Source organism: Lactobacillus sp. B4026 (assembly GCF_026535825.1).
Lineage (GTDB): Bacteria > Bacillota > Bacilli > Lactobacillales > Lactobacillaceae > Lactobacillus > Lactobacillus panisapium.
The window spans coordinates 51,023-67,694 of sequence record NZ_JAFNPD010000010.1; the positions used below are offsets into that span (position 1 = coordinate 51,023).

Annotated in this window: 16 protein-coding genes; 13 read left to right on the plus strand and 3 right to left on the minus strand. The window is 37.3% G+C overall.

Going from position 1 to position 16,672, the window contains the following annotated elements; translation table 11 throughout:
* Positions 1-139: 139 nt before the first annotated feature.
* On the minus strand, positions 140-1,507 hold the full coding sequence (dnaA, locus tag J3U69_RS08535; protein ID WP_220220416.1) for a chromosomal replication initiator protein DnaA: 1,368 nt from the start codon (positions 1,505-1,507) through the stop codon (positions 140-142).
* 713 nt (positions 1,508-2,220) lie between these two features.
* Here dnaA and J3U69_RS08540 point away from each other — a divergent pair.
* The 6 genes from J3U69_RS08540 (at position 2,221) to J3U69_RS08565 (ending at position 6,359) form a co-directional block, all read left to right on the plus strand.
* Complete coding sequence (locus J3U69_RS08540; RefSeq protein WP_220220415.1) at positions 2,221-2,964, plus strand: MurR/RpiR family transcriptional regulator; 744 nt, start codon at positions 2,221-2,223, stop codon at positions 2,962-2,964.
* Positions 2,965-3,081: 117 nt separating this feature from the next.
* The gene (locus tag J3U69_RS08545; protein ID WP_267410338.1) at positions 3,082-3,387 is read left to right on the plus strand and encodes a PTS lactose/cellobiose transporter subunit IIA; all 306 of its coding nucleotides are present in this window, start codon (positions 3,082-3,084) and stop codon (positions 3,385-3,387) included.
* Between the two features lie 5 nt (positions 3,388-3,392).
* Complete coding sequence (locus J3U69_RS08550; RefSeq protein WP_220220413.1) at positions 3,393-3,719, plus strand: PTS sugar transporter subunit IIB; 327 nt, start codon at positions 3,393-3,395, stop codon at positions 3,717-3,719.
* Positions 3,703-4,989, plus strand: coding sequence for a PTS sugar transporter subunit IIC (locus J3U69_RS08555; protein WP_267410337.1), 1,287 nt, complete (start codon positions 3,703-3,705; stop codon positions 4,987-4,989). Before J3U69_RS08550 ends, J3U69_RS08555 begins: the two co-directional genes overlap by 17 nt.
* 13 nt (positions 4,990-5,002) lie before the next feature.
* Positions 5,003-6,028, plus strand: a complete 1,026-nt coding sequence (locus tag J3U69_RS08560; protein WP_220232530.1) for a tyrosine-protein phosphatase — start codon at positions 5,003-5,005, stop codon at positions 6,026-6,028.
* 118 nt (positions 6,029-6,146) lie between these two features.
* Complete coding sequence (locus tag J3U69_RS08565) at positions 6,147-6,359, plus strand: hypothetical protein (protein WP_267413717.1); 213 nt, start codon at positions 6,147-6,149, stop codon at positions 6,357-6,359.
* A gap of 163 nt (positions 6,360-6,522) precedes the next feature.
* Here the strand turns inward: J3U69_RS08565 and J3U69_RS08570 are convergent, their stop codons facing one another.
* Positions 6,523-6,783: a hypothetical protein gene (locus J3U69_RS08570; RefSeq protein WP_267413718.1), complete on the minus strand. Its 261-nt coding sequence runs from the start codon at positions 6,781-6,783 to the stop codon at positions 6,523-6,525.
* A gap of 182 nt (positions 6,784-6,965) precedes the next feature.
* Complete coding sequence (locus J3U69_RS08575) at positions 6,966-7,814, minus strand: helix-turn-helix domain-containing protein (protein WP_267413720.1); 849 nt, start codon at positions 7,812-7,814, stop codon at positions 6,966-6,968.
* A 435-nt stretch (positions 7,815-8,249) separates the two neighbouring features.
* Between J3U69_RS08575 and rpmH the strand changes: the two genes are divergently transcribed.
* From rpmH to gndA, 7 genes are all read left to right on the plus strand, one after another.
* Entirely contained in the window at positions 8,250-8,390 is a 141-nt protein-coding gene (gene rpmH, locus J3U69_RS08580) for a 50S ribosomal protein L34 (RefSeq protein ID WP_003549412.1), read from the plus strand.
* 51 nt (positions 8,391-8,441) lie between these two features.
* Complete coding sequence (gene rnpA / locus J3U69_RS08585; protein ID WP_103752628.1) at positions 8,442-8,810, plus strand: ribonuclease P protein component; 369 nt, start codon at positions 8,442-8,444, stop codon at positions 8,808-8,810.
* Between the two features lies 1 nt (position 8,811).
* Entirely contained in the window at positions 8,812-9,678 is an 867-nt protein-coding gene (locus J3U69_RS08590; RefSeq protein WP_220220409.1) for a membrane protein insertase YidC, read from the plus strand.
* A gap of 99 nt (positions 9,679-9,777) precedes the next feature.
* Positions 9,778-11,163, plus strand: a complete 1,386-nt coding sequence (gene mnmE, locus J3U69_RS08595) for a tRNA uridine-5-carboxymethylaminomethyl(34) synthesis GTPase MnmE (RefSeq protein ID WP_267413721.1) — start codon at positions 9,778-9,780, stop codon at positions 11,161-11,163.
* 10 nt (positions 11,164-11,173) lie between these two features.
* Positions 11,174-13,072, plus strand: coding sequence for a tRNA uridine-5-carboxymethylaminomethyl(34) synthesis enzyme MnmG (gene mnmG / locus J3U69_RS08600; protein WP_267413722.1), 1,899 nt, complete (start codon positions 11,174-11,176; stop codon positions 13,070-13,072).
* A gap of 265 nt (positions 13,073-13,337) precedes the next feature.
* On the plus strand, positions 13,338-15,152 hold the full coding sequence (spxB, locus tag J3U69_RS08605) for a pyruvate oxidase (RefSeq protein ID WP_267413724.1): 1,815 nt from the start codon (positions 13,338-13,340) through the stop codon (positions 15,150-15,152).
* A 106-nt stretch (positions 15,153-15,258) separates the two neighbouring features.
* On the plus strand, positions 15,259-16,644 hold the full coding sequence (gndA, locus tag J3U69_RS08610) for an NADP-dependent phosphogluconate dehydrogenase (protein ID WP_267413725.1): 1,386 nt from the start codon (positions 15,259-15,261) through the stop codon (positions 16,642-16,644).
* The last annotated feature ends 28 nt before the right edge of the window (positions 16,645-16,672 follow it).

Here is a 16,672-nt window from a genome sequence, read left to right on the forward strand (position 1 = left end):
ATTAATTATATATTTAATTAAGTAGTATTAGTAGGTCCTGTGATTTCTGTTGAAAAACTTAATTTGCCCTAAAATAACGTAATTATGACGGTTAAGAAAATGTGTACAAGACTGAAAGTTTTCCACACTTAAGCACTTTTTAGCGATCAAGCATCTGCTTCAAATCAAAAACTGCTGTTTTGATATCTGAGTCCGTTTTTATTTCGCGACTAATTTTATCGCAAGCATGCATCACCGTTGTGTGGTCCTTGCCGCCAAATTCTTGGCCGATTTTAGGTAAGCTGGAATCAGTTAATTCACGAGACAGGTACATTGCAATTTGGCGCGGTACGACAATCTGCCTTACCCGCTTTTTTCCTTTCAATTCATAAGTCGAAGTTTGGAAATAATTAGCAACGACTTCTTGGATTTTAGAAATTTGTAAGCCTTGATTTTTTTGCACCAGTTTTAGATCTGCTAGGGCTTCGCGAGCTAAATTGACGTTAATGTCTTCATGCTCAATTGTTGCATGCGCCTGGACTTTAACCAAGGCACCCTCAAGTTCACGAATATTGGTATCAACTTGTGAAGCAATGTAATCGAGTGTGCTGTCATCAATAATGAGATTTTCAGCTTCGGCTTTTTTCCGCAAGATTGCAATTCGCGTTTCCAGATCGGGTGGCGTAATTTCAACTTGCAGCCCCCAGGTAAACCGAGATACCAGTCTTTCGGACAAGTCAGGAATTTCGGTTGGCAGCCGGTCACTCGTCATAACAATCTGTTTTTGATCGTTATAGAGCGTTTCAAAAGTATGGAAGAATTCTTCTTGAATACCCTCTTTTTTGGCAAAAAATTGGATATCGTCGACTAACAATAAGTCGCAGGTACGATATTTTTCCCGGAATTGATCCTGCGTTTTATTTTTAATGGAATTGATGAAGTCATTAACGAAGGTTTCACTTTGGATATAAACGACTTTCGCATTTGGTCGTTCTGCCAGCATTTGGTGACCAATCGCTTGCATCAAGTGTGTCTTACCTAGACCCACGCCACCAAAGATAAAAAGCGGATTGTAAAAACTACCAGGACTATCGGCAACAGCTAAAGCAGCACCTGCTGCAAGTTTATTTCCTTCACCTTGAACAAAGTTATCGAAAGTATATTTATCATTCAGCTTAAGATTGCGGACAAATGCATTGGTTTCTTGTCTTTGCGTCTTTTCACGTAATGGCTGTGTCTGCGGCTTTGGGGTTACAAGCCGTTCAGTACTGCTATCGCCTTCGATCTGAAAAACAGGAATCACTTCAATATTGGCATATCCGTATGCTGACTGAATGAGCTGCGTAGACAAATTCTTTTCCCAATATCCTTTAGTAACCGGATTTTGGACGGCAATTTTTAGTTCATGAGTTTCCTTATTATAGGAAACGGGTTTAGTATTTTTAAACCAAGCATTGTAGGCAACTTCATTAAAACGTTCACGCATTTCATCGTTAAAATGCTGCCAAAATTTATTGATGTCAAACAAAATAAGTCCCTCCGATAACGTTAAGCAAAACTTATTGTACCATCTAAATAAAATGTTTTCCACAAGTGAATAACATTAATCCAAAATCAACAAGTTGTGGATAGATATTTTAGAAAGATACACAAATTTTGCGAGAAATAAATCTTGAAATGAGAAATTTGCAGGCAATCCTGTGGATTATTTTTATTAATTTACCAGTAAAAGAGATGAATAATGCAGCGAGATATCCACATGCTGTGAATATCTTTTTTAACAGGTTGTGTCTTGTGGATAAACTTGTGCAAACTGCTGTGTGTCATAAATTGTGGATAAAAAATGCCGGTCTTTTGTAAACAAGATACATAAGTAATTATCTGAAAAAATGTTAAAACTTGGTACCAATTTGCTCTTAAATACATTGAATAATAAAAATGCTATTGTCGGTAAAAAGGGGCTGCTTGTTTTACAAATTAAAGATCAAAATTAACTAATTCATGCTAGCGGTCGTTCATGGGTAAAACGCTTTTTATTAAAAAAAGATGATAGCGATTAGCATGCATAAAATAAAACTTATACCAGTGTCTTTTAGCTTAACTGCAAGGTAAACGCGTGAAGAATTCAACTTCATTGAATTAGTTAGTGGCTGTTTTCATAACTTGCTTACATTTTAGTAACTTCGTAAAGTCTAAAAGTACAATGGCCTCAACAAATTTTTTTAGTAAAGAGGGAAAAGTATGACTTTTGAAGAGCGAGTTATCAGTCAATCAATTAATTTTACGGATTTAGAAGATAGGATCGTGCAGTATTTTGCGGCTAATAAAAAGGATATCGGTGACTTAAAAATCACTTACTTGGCGCGACGCTTTTACACATATCCAAATACAATTACGCGGCTTTGCCATAAATTAGGCTACACTGGGTTCGCCGATTTAAAGAGCTCAATCAAAAATGAAACCATAGATAACCAAAAGGTTGGTGATTATGGCGCAAAAGAATTACAGAAAAACCTGGAACTAATTAGTCAAATGCCATGGGAACGCGTGTTAGATAAATTGCTAAGTGCGAAAAAGATTAATTTTTATTCAATGGGGCAAACTGCATATGTTACCAGGCTAATCGTTGGCAATTTTTATGCTCTTGATTACAAGTCCTTTTTTTATGACTATCCTAGTGACTTAACTCATATTATTGGCCACGAAAGTAGTGATCTCTTTTTTCTAATTAGCTTATCTGGCAATAAAAAGCCATTATTGAAGCTAGCGCGGGAAATTAAGAGCCATGGTAATTGCTTGATAACTCTAACCAATCTATCAGTTAATCCGTTGGCAAAATTGGCAGATGAACGCCTTTTTTGTTATTCGCCCGATAAGCGAATCGATGATTATAATGTTACGGATAAAGTACCCGTATTATTAGTTATGAATGAGCTATTCAAGCGATATGCAAAAAGGTTAAATAAGGAAATCAAAGACGTGTAATATTACACGTTTTTTTATTTATCAGTTAATTTATAGTGTACTTTTCCAAAAAAAGCCATCCCCAAAATGTAAGCGCTTATAATAGCGCTTGTAGCTCAAGTGAAGGAGGCTTTATTGATGGAGCAAGAACAAATTATTATGCAGTTAATTTCGCAGGGAGGAAGTGCTAGGTCTGAAAGTATTGCAGCAATTCGTAAGGCACGCTCGCAAGATTATCAGGCAAGCGAAGAATTGCTAAAAAAAGCGCATGATGACCTACTTGCGGCGCATAACTTACAAACTAAATTATTGCAAAAAGAAATTAATGGCAGTGCAGAAAGGCCTTCCTTATTGATGGTACATGCACAAGATCACCTGATGAATGCGATGACTGTCAATGATTTGGCAAAAGAACTTATTGCTATTTTAAAAGAAAGGAATTAGTAAAAATGACTTATAAAATAATGTTAGCTTGTGCAGGTGGTTTTTCTACAAGCATGTTGGTGACTCAGATGAAGAAAGCGGCTAAGAAAAAGAAGGTTGACGCTGACATCAATGCCGTTGCGGAATCTGCGCTTAATAATTATACGGACCTCGATATTATCTTGCTTGGACCTCAAGTGGGGCATATTAAACCAGAACTTGAGAAAGAATTTTCGATTCCGATCAGAGTCATTGACCAGATGGATTACGGCATGATGAATGGTGAAAAAGTTCTTAATGATGCTCTAGAAGTTTTGGAAGGGGAGAAAAAAGCTAATGGTGAGCGCAAATAAGGCCAAGCTAGCACAGTGGCGTGACAAAATTCAAACAGGAATGGGAAAATTTCAGCGTAATAAATATGTCTCTGCCATTGCCGGCGGGATGATGGCCATCTTACCTGTTTTGATGGTCGGCTCATTTTCGTCTATCTTTTTTAGTTTAAATATTGGCCCGTATCAAAGCTTTATTACACAAACTGGAATAAAAAATATTTTTAATATCATTACGGCAGTTACTACCGATATCTTATCAATTTATGTTGTCGTTTCATTAGCCAATAGTTTAGCTGCTGAACTTAAAGTTGATAAATTTATGGCAATTATTTCATCGCTTGTTGCCTTTTTACTGGTAACACCGATGATTGAACAAAAAGGTAAATTTATTGGCCTTGATATGAATTATATTGGTTCACAAGGGATGTTGGTCGCCATGGTAGTAGCGCTGACCGCTACGAGGCTGTTTGCGCTATTTGCTAATAATAAATATTTAGTGATTAAAATGCCTGATAGTGTACCAGAATTTGTATCAAAAACATTCGCGTCAATGTTGCCGATTTTCTTAATTACTATTATTTATGCGATTGTTAATTTCTTATTTACATTAACGCCGTATCATAATGTAGATGATATGATCATGACGCTAATTCAAGTACCTTTGCAAGGTTTAGGATCAAGTCCATTTGCTGCTTTAGTCCTCGTGTTTTTTGCCGAATTTTGCTGGTTTTTTGGAATTCATGGAACAATGGCTACGACAGCAGTACTATATACCCTGTTTTATCCATTTGATGTTGCTAATTTAAATGCATTTAAAGCGGGAACCGCATTGCCGTATATTGTGACGATGACTTTTATTACTAACCAAAAAGGCCCGAGAGCTTTAGCATATGCAATTCTATGTATTCGCTCTAAGAGTGAACGGTTGCGCTCTTTGGGAAAAGTCGGATTTATTCCTGCCTTCTTTGGCATAAGCGAGCCATTTAAATTCGGCATTCCAATGGTATTAAATCCGTTAGCCTTCATTCCACTAACAATGGGCGGAACAATTAGTGTAGCAGCAACGTATTTGGCTACTTATATTGGACTTATTCCACGTCCTAATGGCATCCCAGTCCAGACAGCCGGAACTCCTGAATTTTTCCGGGCATTTCTTCTGGGTGGATGGCGAATGGTCATCTGGCACGTTGTTCAACTCGTGATTTTACTTGCTATCTGGTATCCATTTATGAGAATGATTGATAAACAATGCTGTGCGCAGGAAGCAGCCAAAACTGAAGAAACCAAATAATAGTGGAGGATTTATGATTGCAAATGTTAATGTCAAATATTTGGGTAGGGATGAGTACAAATTAAAATGGAGTAATGCTAAGGAGACTAGCATCTATTTATTGCCACAGCCCGATAAAGTTGTTAGTGAGTTTTTGCTGACAACATCAGAAAACTCTATTGAAATAAAAGTAACTAAGTACGCGCGACCATATTTTCTACTTAGAGACGAAGATAATGAAATAATTTGGGCAACTAGAGTAGTTCCTCTTGAGGGGACCAATAACTTTCGTGATTTAGGCGGATATCTTGGTGCAGATGGAAAAAGGATCAGGTGGGGGAAATTATTTCGCTCTGATCATTTGCACCGGCTTACTGAAAATGATAAGCGGGTTTTAGACTTAATTGGACTAAAAACGGTGGTTGATTATCGCAGTCCAGCTGAATATTTAGCTCAGCCAAATCAGAACTGGCAAGCATTGCAGCAAACTTTTCACCTAGTTCCTGACGCGCAAAGAGCAGTTCTGGCGGCCAAGGCTGGCAGTACACATGAAAAAGTTCGCCAATTAGTTCAGCGAGAAGTAGATCAAAATGTTCGTTTAGATAATTCAGGCAAGACGATGATTAATCAAAGTAAAGATTTTGTCCGGCTTGATGAGAATAAACGGATTTATCGCAAATTATTAGATGTTTTGCTAGAGCAAGAAAACGTTCCGCTAGATCAGCATTGCCGTGGCGGTAAAGATCGGACAGGCTACGGTGTAGCAATCATTTTGTATCTGCTTGGTGTTGATATGGATACGATTATAAGTGATTATATGCTGACTAAGACGCTGCGTAAGAAGCGCAACCAGCATCGAATGGCACAATATGCGCACGAAACAGATGATCAAAATGTACTTGCTTACTTGTATTCGATGCTTGATACCCGATCGGAATATTTAGAGGCCTCTTTTGCTGAAATGATTAATCTTTCTGGCAGCATTGACGCTTATTTCAAGAATGAACTTAAGGTTACTCCTGAAGAAGTCGCTGCCTTGAGAAAAATATATTTAGAGTAATAATGATAAGTGATTCTACCATGAAGGTGAGAACCACTTTTTGTTTCACGTGAAAAATAGTAAAATAGAACTAAATATTTTCACGCAATTACTGAAAAAATAAAGGAGATTTTAGCCAATGAACGATGATTATATCAAAATGGCGTTAAAAGACGATGGTAACCTTAAAGTGATTCTTAAGGGATGCGTTGAAAATGTTGCTCAGGAAAAAGTCGGTGTTGTCAGTGAGTCTACCTTACTAAGGATCCCAAAAAGGCTGAGCAGAAGTTCACTGAATATAATGCTAATAAAGAAGAAGGGGATTACTACATGGTTTATAGTTGCCCATTAGATACCTTTTTGCCGTCATTAGGTCATTATCCATCAATTGAAATTCATCAAGAAGATTTGAATGGAAAGTAAAAAGATAGCAAGAATTTTTACTAGAGCATAATAAAAGCAACAATGCTGCTGCATTGTTGCTTTTAAACTCTTATTGCTATTTATTTTGCCCGTTATTTATTTGGATGATCTTTATAAATATAAAACAATCCTACTAATAAAACCAACATTAAAATAATAGTTAAACTTGGAAATATTTGCTTAAATTTAAAATTATTTGCTACTAAAGTTCCCAATAATACTATCACTGAAAATGCCACTAAAAGTATTCCACGCTTTTTTCTAATAAATATAAAAAAAGAAGTATCTTTAAATATTTTAGAAAGACAGAAAACAATAACTATTACGGCGCTATATACTATGGTTTCAAACATAACTTACCTATCCCTTTATTTATATCTTTACTAATTTAAAAATATTAGATTTTTAGTTTGTATTGAGAGTAATCTTTATGGCTGCTATTATAATTGATAATTTAGGAGAAGAAGGCAATAGATGCATATTTGAACTTTTAAATCATATATGAAAGTAATGTTTCAAATAGGTAAAAAATTATCTATTTGTTTTTATTGACAAACTCAGTAAGATTCTTACTATATTCCGTCATGCCAATAAATGAAAGAAAATCGATTCCTTTTTGACAGGCTTCAAGATATTCTTTTTGATTTGTGTAATGAAAATTAATCAAATTTTTGAATATTAAAAAAACACTCTTGCAAAAACATAATTCGGGTTTGATTTTAATAGAATCTGCAACCTTTACAAAAGTCATAACGGCATCATAGCGCTTGTCTTCTATGCATAAAACCATCAAATTAGTAATAATTGCTAAAATTGAATTTTGAATGTCAATATCAGTACTGTTTTGTAATTGCTTTATAATTTTATGTGTAAGCAAAATATTACTATCAATATCATAAAGCCGCATGGACGAGCAATAAATTCTTAAAGAATATTTGTCAAATGAGTGAACACTAAATATTCTGTTTTTTATAATCGAGATAGTTTCTTGATCTAAATTTTTACTATTGTTAGTTGCTAATGCAATAACACCGGTAATTATAAGTAGTAGATTATTTTTATTAGGTAAATTTCCCTGTTCGATTACTTGTTTTAAGCGCTCAAGCTCTTTAGTAGAATTTTGATAATAGGCATTGCTCATTAATTTGCGTAATTCCTGTTCAAATTCATATTCAAGCTGTCTCCTGGGTCTCAATTCATTAAAAAACTGTTCGGGCAAGATATTGTTATAGTCAAGTAGATCAAGCAAATCATTAGTAACGATGTGATTCGCTCCTTGTTCTACTTTTGAGTAAAATGATGGGCTAATTATGGTTCCAACCCATTCTTTTTGGGTCTTGTTCGCTCTTGTGCGATACTGTTTTAATAATTCACCAATATCCATTTTTACCTCCAACTAAACTTTAGGAGTTTCTTAGCTTTCTACTATAGCATAGTAAAATATAATGTTAAGAACAATTTAGATCTATGCCAATTTATGGGAATTTACTTTGCTTGTTGTTTATTAAGACTAACACCCTAGTTGGATACTTGAGGTTACAAAAAATTGGAGTAATAGAAGTAGCTAAGTTAGTGAGTTACAAAATAATTTATCCAATTATGAAACAAAAATCTGCTCTAGAGTAGATTTGCAAAAAATAAAGAATATAAAGCTGATCAAGCATTCTAAAGACATGTGTTAGAATCTTTTGGGGCTAAGAACATATATTTAGGTAGTAAATTAGCATTTTTTTCGTTTTCGCTTGGTTTTTTATTTTAATCATGGTATCCTAGATATTAAATTGTGCAGTTAGCATATTAAAAATGGAGGTGTAGTTTAATGACAACTAAAAGAACTTACCAACCTAAAAAGCGTCACCGTTCACGCGTTCATGGCTTTATGAAGCGTATGAGCACATCAAATGGCCGTAAGGTTTTGGCTAGACGCCGTGCAAAGGGTAGAAAAGTCTTATCTGCTTAAACCACTGAATCCCAGTGGTTTTTTTAATATCAAAGAGTGGAATGAAACGTTTTGAGAAAGTCTTATCGAGTTAAAACTGAAAATGATTTTCAGCGAGTTTTTAAATCTGGTAATTCAGTAGCAAATCGGGCGTTTGTCATCTATAAAATAGCTAAACCCGAGAATACTCATTTTCGGGTTGGAATTTCAGTTGGCAAAAAGGTCGGACATACCGCGGTTGTACGTAATCGCCTCAAACGTTATATTCGAGCAGTTCTTACTGAAAATAAGCCTGCAATTGATACACAGATTGATTTTTTGGTAATTGCTAGACCGTATGTACGAAATTTTAGGATGGCAGAAGTCCGGAAGAATTTGCTTCATGCGCTCTTTTTGGCTAATATTATAGAAGAAATACCTGAAAAAGTTGAGGAAGATTAGAGTGAAAGACATTTTAACTAAAAAGAATGTCAAACGTGTACTTGTGCTATTAGCAGTGATGGCAGTTGCCGTTGTACTAACTGGATGTGCTGCTTCAAATGCTAAGCCAGCTCCTGTTTCACATACTAGTGGTAACTGGTGGGATCGTTGGGTAATTTATTACATGTCAACGTTCCTGTTATGGCTTGCGAAGATAATGAACAACAGTTACGGCTGGGCAATTATTGTCTTTACCGTTATTGTGCGGTTAATCTTGTATCCACTTAGTGCATTGCAGATTAAGAGTACAACTAAAATGCAAGGGATTCAGCCTGAAATTGATGCATTGCGCAAAAAATATCCAGGTAATGATACAGAATCGCGAACACTGCTTTCACAAGAAACTAATAAGCTCTATAAAGAAGCTGGCATTAATCCGTACGCAGGTTGTTTGCCACTGATTATTCAGCTGCCTGTTATGTATGCTTTGTATGGTGCGATTTGGCAGACGCCACAATTACAGACTGGCCATTTTTTGTGGATGGACTTAGGTGAGCCGGATCCATACTTTATTATGCCGATTTTGTCGATGATCTTAACGTTCTTATCGACTTACATTAGTCAATTATCAACGCCGAAAGAATCACAAAACTTTTCGACTAAGATTATGACTTACGGAATGTCCGTAATGGTCGGTATAATGGGTATCTACTTCCAATCAGCAATTGTTTTGTACTGGGTAATTTCTAACCTCTTCCAAGTGGTTCAAACCTTTATCTTGCAGAATCCGATTAAATATCGGCATGAACAAGAAGCTAAGGCTGAAGCTGAACGTGAACGTAAGCGGCAACTACGGAAGACTTATAAACGATTAAAACGTAAACATTAATCTAAAGTAATTTTTAGATAAAGTAGTCAAAGTGCTTTATCCATCATGATTATTATTCATGGTGGTATAATGCGCTTTTTTTATTGAAAAGGAGAAATCATGGCACAAACTTTGACTGAATTTGATACGATAGCAGCAATTTCGACGCCGATCGGTGAAGGTGGTATTTCAATTGTCAGATTGTCTGGTGAAGATGCAGTTAAAATCGCCAACCGGGTTTTTAAAGGAAAAGACTTAACTAAAGCTCCTAGTCATACTATTCATTATGGGCACATTGTTGACCCCGAAAATAAGCAAATAATTGACGAAGTAATGGTCTCCGTTATGCTGGCGCCAAAGACTTTTACGCGCGAAGACATTGTGGAAATTAATTGTCACGGCGGAATTGTTGTCACCAACCGCATTTTACAGCTTTTGCTAAGAACCGGTGCGCGCATGGCTGAGCCAGGAGAGTTTACTAAACGGGCATTTGTTAATGGGCGAATTGATTTAACCCAAGCTGAAAGCGTAATGGATATTGTTCGCGCTAAAACCGATCGTGCAAGGCAGGTTGCCGAAAATCAGCTTGAAGGTGGATTATTAGCAAAAATTCAGGCAATGCGCCAAGAGATTTTAGATACTCTTGCAAATGTTGAAGTTAATATTGATTATCCTGAATATGATGCTGATAAAGTGACGGCTGAGCAAATGACTAGGGTTTCGCAATCAGTTATTGGTAAAATTGATGGTCTGCTTAAGACTGCTGCCGAGGGAACGGCGTTACGTAACGGTCTAGCGACTGCAATTATTGGTCAACCCAACGTTGGTAAGTCATCGCTGCTCAATTATTTAACTAAAAGCGATACAGCAATTGTAACGGATATCGCTGGTACAACGCGAGACACGCTTGAAGAATACGTTTCGGTTGAAGGGGTACCGCTGAAATTGATTGATACAGCTGGTATTCGGCACACTGAAAATAAAGTAGAAAAAATTGGCGTGGAACGATCAAAAAAGGCTTTGGATCAGGCTGATTTGGTTTTACTCTTGTTTGATTCAAGTAAGGAGCTAGATCCAGAAGATCGCGAATTAATTGCGGCAACGGCAAACAAAAAGAGAATTGTTATCTTAAATAAAACCGATTTGGGTCAAAAAGTATCAGCTGCTGAAATGAAAGAATTAACTAACAGCGAAGTAATTCCGACTTCTATTTTGCAAAGAAAGAATTTGAACCAGTTAAAAGAGGCAATTAAAGATTTATTCTTTAACGGTATTGAAAATTTAAACGATCAAGTAATGGTAACTAATCAAAGACAAGTAGGACTACTTGAAAAGGCCAAAAAGCAGTTGCAGGATGTCATTGCTGCGTTAGAAACTGAGGTGCCAATTGACATTGCACAAATTGATTTCAATGGTGCTTGGGATACTCTAGGCGAAATTACTGGTGAAAGTAGTCCAGATGAACTTGTTAATCAACTATTTAGTCAATTCTGTTTAGGAAAATAGGTGTAAAAGAATGATTAAAAATTATGACTCAAACGATTATGACGTAATCGTCGTTGGTGCAGGTCATGCAGGTAGTGAAGCTGCCTTAGCTAGCGCCAGAATGGGCCAAAAGACGCTGCTATTAACAATTAGTTTAGATATGGTTGCGTTTATGCCTTGTAACCCTTCGGTTGGTGGTCCAGCGAAAGGGACAGTAGTACGTGAAATTGATGCCCTTGGTGGTCAAATGGGTAAAAACATTGATGCAACTTATATTCAAATGAGAATGCTCAATACGGGTAAAGGCCCTGCTGTTCAAGCTCTCCGTGCGCAAGCTGATAAGTGGCAATATCATGAGCAGATGAAGAGCGTAATCGAAGAAACACCTAATTTGACATTGCGTCAGGCAACCGTTGATGAACTAATAGTTGAAGACGGTGTATGTAAAGGACTAATTACTAATACGGGTGCCAGGTATCATGCCAAAAGTGTTGTGTTAACTACAGGAACTTCGGCTCGTGGTCGCATTTATATTGGTGAATTAAATTATTCTTCAGGCCCTAACAATACTATTCCGGCAATTAAACTTTCTGAGAATCTGGAAAAACTGGGTTTTAAATTACGTCGTTTTAAAACCGGGACACCGCCACGCGTCAATAGTAATACGATTGACTACTCTAAAACGGAAGAGGAGCCAGGCGATCAGATACCGCGTCATTTTTCCTTTGAAAGTAAAGATGAGGACTATCTAAAAGAGCAAGTTTCTTGCTGGATGACTTACACTAATAAAAGAACACACAAAATTATTAACGAAAATCTAACCCGCTCACCAATGTTTTCAGGTGAGATTAAAGGTGTGGGTCCGCGTTACTGTCCATCAATTGAGACAAAGGTAGTGCGCTTTGCTGATAAGCCGCGCCACCAAATTTTTCTTGAACCGGAAGGTAAAAATACCAAGGAAGTTTATGTTGGCGATTTTTCAACTTCAATGCCCGAAGAAATTCAATTAAAAATGCTACATACGGTTGCAGGATTAGAAGATGCCGAATTGATGCGTCCGGGTTATGCAATTGAGTATGACGTAATTGATCCTTGGCAGTTAAAGCATACCTTGGAGACTAAAAACATTAAGAACCTGTTTACTGCTGGGCAAATGAACGGTACTTCTGGTTACGAAGAAGCTGCGGGACAAGGCCTAATTGCTGGTATTAATGCAGCTTTACGTGCTTCCAATCGACCTGGCTTTACTTTAGGTCGCGATGAAGCATATATTGGCGTTTTAATTGATGATTTAGTAACTAAGGGAACAGAAGAGCCATATAGATTGCTGACTTCACGGGCGGAATACCGGCTGATTTTACGTCATGACAATGCTGACTTACGTTTAACGGATTATGGTTATCAACTTGGTCTGATTTCGGAAGAGCGCTACTCGAAGTTTTTGGCTAAAAAAGAGCAAATCAAGCAAGCCGAAAATGCTGTAAAGACAATTACTATTCATCCCGATGAAAAAGTGCAGGCATATCTTGCAAGTATTGGTGAAGATAAGCTTAAAGCTGGTGTAAAAGCAGATGTATTCTTACGTCGGCCACGAGTTAAAGTTGATGATATTGAAAAACTGACGGGCGAAACAATTTCAACTGAGCGCTACGTCAAGGAGCAGATTGAAATTAATGTTAAGTATGCCGGCTATATTAAGAAGGAACAGCAACAAATTAATCGTTTGCACCGCCAAGAAGCCAAAAAAATACCAGCTGATATTGATTACCAAGCAATTGAAGGCTTAGCAACGGAAGCACGGGAAAAATTTGAGAAGATTAGACCGGAGACGATCGCACAAGCTGAACGGATCTCTGGGGTAAATCCAGCCGATATGGCGATTTTGAGTGTTTATGTTCAAAATGGTCATTATGCTAAAATCAAAAAGTAACTTTTAGAAAAAATTTAAAATTCTTTTTCTGAAAATAAATAATTCAAAAAAGACACAAAATAAACGTTAATGATCAGATAATCACAAATATAATTATTGCTCTTATCTTAAAGTGTTTATTTATTGATATAAGTTTGTGAAAATAATATTTTTACAAAGCGCTTACATATCTGTCCAACCAATAATTTTACTCACTTGAAATTGTGAAATTATATGTTTTAATACAGTATGTAAGTAAATGTATTTAAGGAGATGCACTTTAAAAATGGCAAAAATTAATGGCGCAAATGCTATGCTCCAAGTTTTATTGGACTGGCATATTGATCATATTTATGGTTTCCCAGGTGGTTCATTCGACTCAACAATGAATGCTATCCACGACTTCAAGGGCAAGTTAAAGTATATCGAAGTACGGCACGAAGAGGCTGGTGCTTTGGCTGCTTCAGCTGAATACAAGTTCACTGGTAAAGCTGGTGTATGTTTTGGTTCTGCTGGTCCTGGTGCTGTTCACTTGATGAACGGTTTATACGATGCTAAGTACGACAAGGTTCCAATGGTAGCAATTATTGCTAACGTTCCAACTAGTCGTCAAGATATCGACTTCTTCCAAGCTTTCGATGAAAAGCCTTGGTTTGATGCTGTAGCTGTTTGGAACCACCAAATCAAGCGTGCAGATCAAATTCCTGCAATGATGGATGAAGCTCTTCGTCAAGCTTATGCTAAGAAGGGCCCAGCTGTATTAATCCTTCCTAAAGACTTTGGTTGGGAAAAGATTAACGACAACTTCAGAGTAACTTACAATTCAATGCAAGCTATTCCTAACTATGCAGCTCCTAAGAAAGAAGAAATCGATGCAGCTGTTAAGATTCTTGAGGAAGCTAAGAATCCAGTTGTTTACTTTGGTTTAGGTATGAAGGGTCACGGCGATGTCTTAGAAAAATTCGCTGAAAAATTCAAGACTCCATTGATGTCATCAGTTATGGCTAAGGGTGTTGTTGAAGACAAGTGCCCAGCATACATGGGTTCAATTGGCCGTGTTGCTCCAAAGCCTAGTGATGATATTCAAATGCACGCAGATGCTGTTATCTGGGTTGGTAACGACTCACCATTCTCAGTATTCTTCTTTGACCCTAAGGCCAAGGTTGTTCAAATTGATGTTGATTCAGAAAAATTGGGCAAGCGTCACGCAGTTGATGTTCCAATTTTGGCAGACGGTGCTAAGACTTTGCAAGCAATCATCGATGCCGGTGAAGCTCGTGAAGAATCTCCACTTTACAAGGCTGCTATTGCAGACCGTAAGAACTGGGAAGACTGGGAGAACAGCTTTGTTGACTCAGACGAAATGCCAGTTCGCCGTGAACCAATCTTTGACATCATTAACAAATACGCTGATGACAATGCACAATATGCTATTGATGTTGGTAACATCAACATTGACTTCCAACGTTTAATCAACTTGCACGATGAACAAACTTGGGCAACTTCAGGTTTGTACGCAACTATGGGCTTTGGTTCACCAGCTGCTATCGCTGCTGCTACAGTTCACCCAGACCGTGAAGTTTGGAACTTAGGTGGTGACGGTGGTTTCGCAATGATGAGTCAAGAATTATTGACTGAAGCTCGTTACAACATGCACATTTTGAACGTTGTCTTCACTAACGATACTTTAGGCTACATTGAAGCTGAACAAGTTGATGAATCACACCAACCATTATCAGGTGTTATTTTGCCAAACAACGAATGGGCACAAGTTGCTGAAGGTATGAACGTTAAGGGTGTAACTGTACGTACTAAGAAGGAATTCGAAGACGCAGTTAAGGAATTCAAGCAAATGGATGGACCAATGTTAATCGACATCAAGTTCACTCATGACATGCCTTACTCAACTGAATTGAACTCACTTGATGATCCTGAATTCGTTAAGAAGTATCAAGCTGAAGATTTGAAGCCATTCAGCTACTTTGCTGATAAATATGGTTTAGTTGAAGATGCTGCTTCAGGTGCTTCAGAAGCTGAAGAAGAAGAACCTGAACCAGAAGAAGAAGAGCCTGACACAACTTCAGGTGCTTCAGCACACTAATAAATATTATTAGAAATGGAAAAGCGAAACTTTTTGAAAGTTTCGCTTTTTTGCTACCGTACAAGTATAATAATAGAGTATGAAATTGTACGATGGAGGATTAAATATGCAACAATTCGGAATCATTGGCTTATCCGTAATGGGCAAGAACCTTGCTTTAAATGTTAGAAATAGTGGCTTCTCCGTTTCAGGCTTTAGTATTGATAAAAAAGAAGTCGATGCTTTTGCCAAATATCAGGATGATAAATTAAAACCAACTTATACTTGGGAAGAATTTGTCAATTCTCTAGAGAAACCACGTAAGATTTTGATTCAAATTATGGCCGGCAAGCCAGTTGATGAAACTTTACATAAGCTATTACCATTACTTGATAAAGGCGATATTTTACTTGATGGTGGAAATTCAAACTTCCATGATACTAATCGGCGTTTTCACGAAATGAAAGAGCATGGCATTCATTTTATTGGCATGGGTGTTTCAGGCGGTGAAGAGGGAGCTTTAAATGGTCCAGCATTGATGCCGGGCGGTGATGAAGAAGCTTACAAGGAAGTTGCCCCTATTTTAGAAGCAATTGCTGCTAAAAATGATGACGGCCAGCCATGTGTCAGCTTCATTGGTCCTGAAGGCAGTGGTCATTACGTTAAAATGGTACATAACGGAATTGAGTATGGTATCATGCAAGAGTTTTCCGAAGTTTACGATATCTTACGTAAAGTAGCAAGAAAATCTAATGATGAAATGTCCGCAATTTTTGCTGACTGGAATCAAGGTATAGTTAAGGCCTATCTTAGTGAGATAACCTCCGAAGTATTGAAGCAAAAAGATGATTTGACCCCAGATCATGTAATTGATCATATTTTAAACGTTGCTTCATATAAGGGTACGGGTAACTGGATGCTAGAAGATGGAGTTCATTTAGGTGTTCCAATTAGTGTAATAGCTGAAGCAGTTATCAGTCGGTTTATGTCAAAGGCTACTACGCGTGAAGGTAAAGAAATTAATTGGACTGGTGAAGTTCCGGATGATTTAATCGAAAACCTTGGAAAAGCATTGCAGTTGAGCCAAGCTGTTGCATATGCGCAGGGCTTCCAGCAATTAAAAATGGCTGCTGATGCTTACCATTGGGAATTGCGTTATCCTGCAATTGCTCAATCTTGGGAAGCTGGCTGCATTATTCGCTCATCGATGTTAAAAGATATTGAAAAAGCTTTTGCTGATGGCAAGAAGCTTGACAATATGTTCCAAGATCCTTACTTTAAGGACTTGATGGAGAAGAATACCCCAGCATTGCGTAAAGTGCTTGAGCTTGCAACCAAGGCCGGGATTCCTACACCAACTTTAAGTGCCTCACTTAACTATTTGGAGTCAATTTTTAATCCAAGTCTGCCAGCTAATTTAATTCAAGGTCAACGTGATTACTTTGGCGCACATACTTACTTCAGAAATGATCGTGATGGTGTTTACCATACTGAGTGGTACGAAGAAAAATAATTCTGTTACACGTGTAACAAAACAAAAA

Excerpts from the sequence above, each read along its gene's own strand:
- J3U69_RS08540 (WP_220220415.1), top strand. The coding sequence starts at position 2,221 with ATGACTTTTGAAGAGCGAGTTATCAGTCAATCAATTAATTTTACGGAT.
- J3U69_RS08545 (WP_267410338.1), top strand. The coding sequence starts at position 3,082 with ATGGAGCAAGAACAAATTATTATGCAGTTAATTTCGCAGGGAGGAAGT.
- J3U69_RS08550 (WP_220220413.1), top strand. The coding sequence starts at position 3,393 with ATGACTTATAAAATAATGTTAGCTTGTGCAGGTGGTTTTTCTACAAGC.
- J3U69_RS08555 (WP_267410337.1), top strand. The coding sequence starts at position 3,703 with ATGGTGAGCGCAAATAAGGCCAAGCTAGCACAGTGGCGTGACAAAATT.
- J3U69_RS08560 (WP_220232530.1), top strand. The coding sequence starts at position 5,003 with ATGATTGCAAATGTTAATGTCAAATATTTGGGTAGGGATGAGTACAAA.
- J3U69_RS08565 (WP_267413717.1), top strand. The coding sequence starts at position 6,147 with ATGAACGATGATTATATCAAAATGGCGTTAAAAGACGATGGTAACCTT.
- J3U69_RS08570 (WP_267413718.1), bottom strand. The coding sequence starts at position 6,783 with ATGTTTGAAACCATAGTATATAGCGCCGTAATAGTTATTGTTTTCTGT.
- J3U69_RS08575 (WP_267413720.1), bottom strand. The coding sequence starts at position 7,814 with ATGGATATTGGTGAATTATTAAAACAGTATCGCACAAGAGCGAACAAG.
- rpmH (WP_003549412.1), top strand. The coding sequence starts at position 8,250 with ATGACAACTAAAAGAACTTACCAACCTAAAAAGCGTCACCGTTCACGC.
- mnmE (WP_267413721.1), top strand. The coding sequence starts at position 9,778 with ATGGCACAAACTTTGACTGAATTTGATACGATAGCAGCAATTTCGACG.
- mnmG (WP_267413722.1), top strand. The coding sequence starts at position 11,174 with ATGATTAAAAATTATGACTCAAACGATTATGACGTAATCGTCGTTGGT.
- spxB (WP_267413724.1), top strand. The coding sequence starts at position 13,338 with ATGGCAAAAATTAATGGCGCAAATGCTATGCTCCAAGTTTTATTGGAC.
- gndA (WP_267413725.1), top strand. The coding sequence starts at position 15,259 with ATGCAACAATTCGGAATCATTGGCTTATCCGTAATGGGCAAGAACCTT.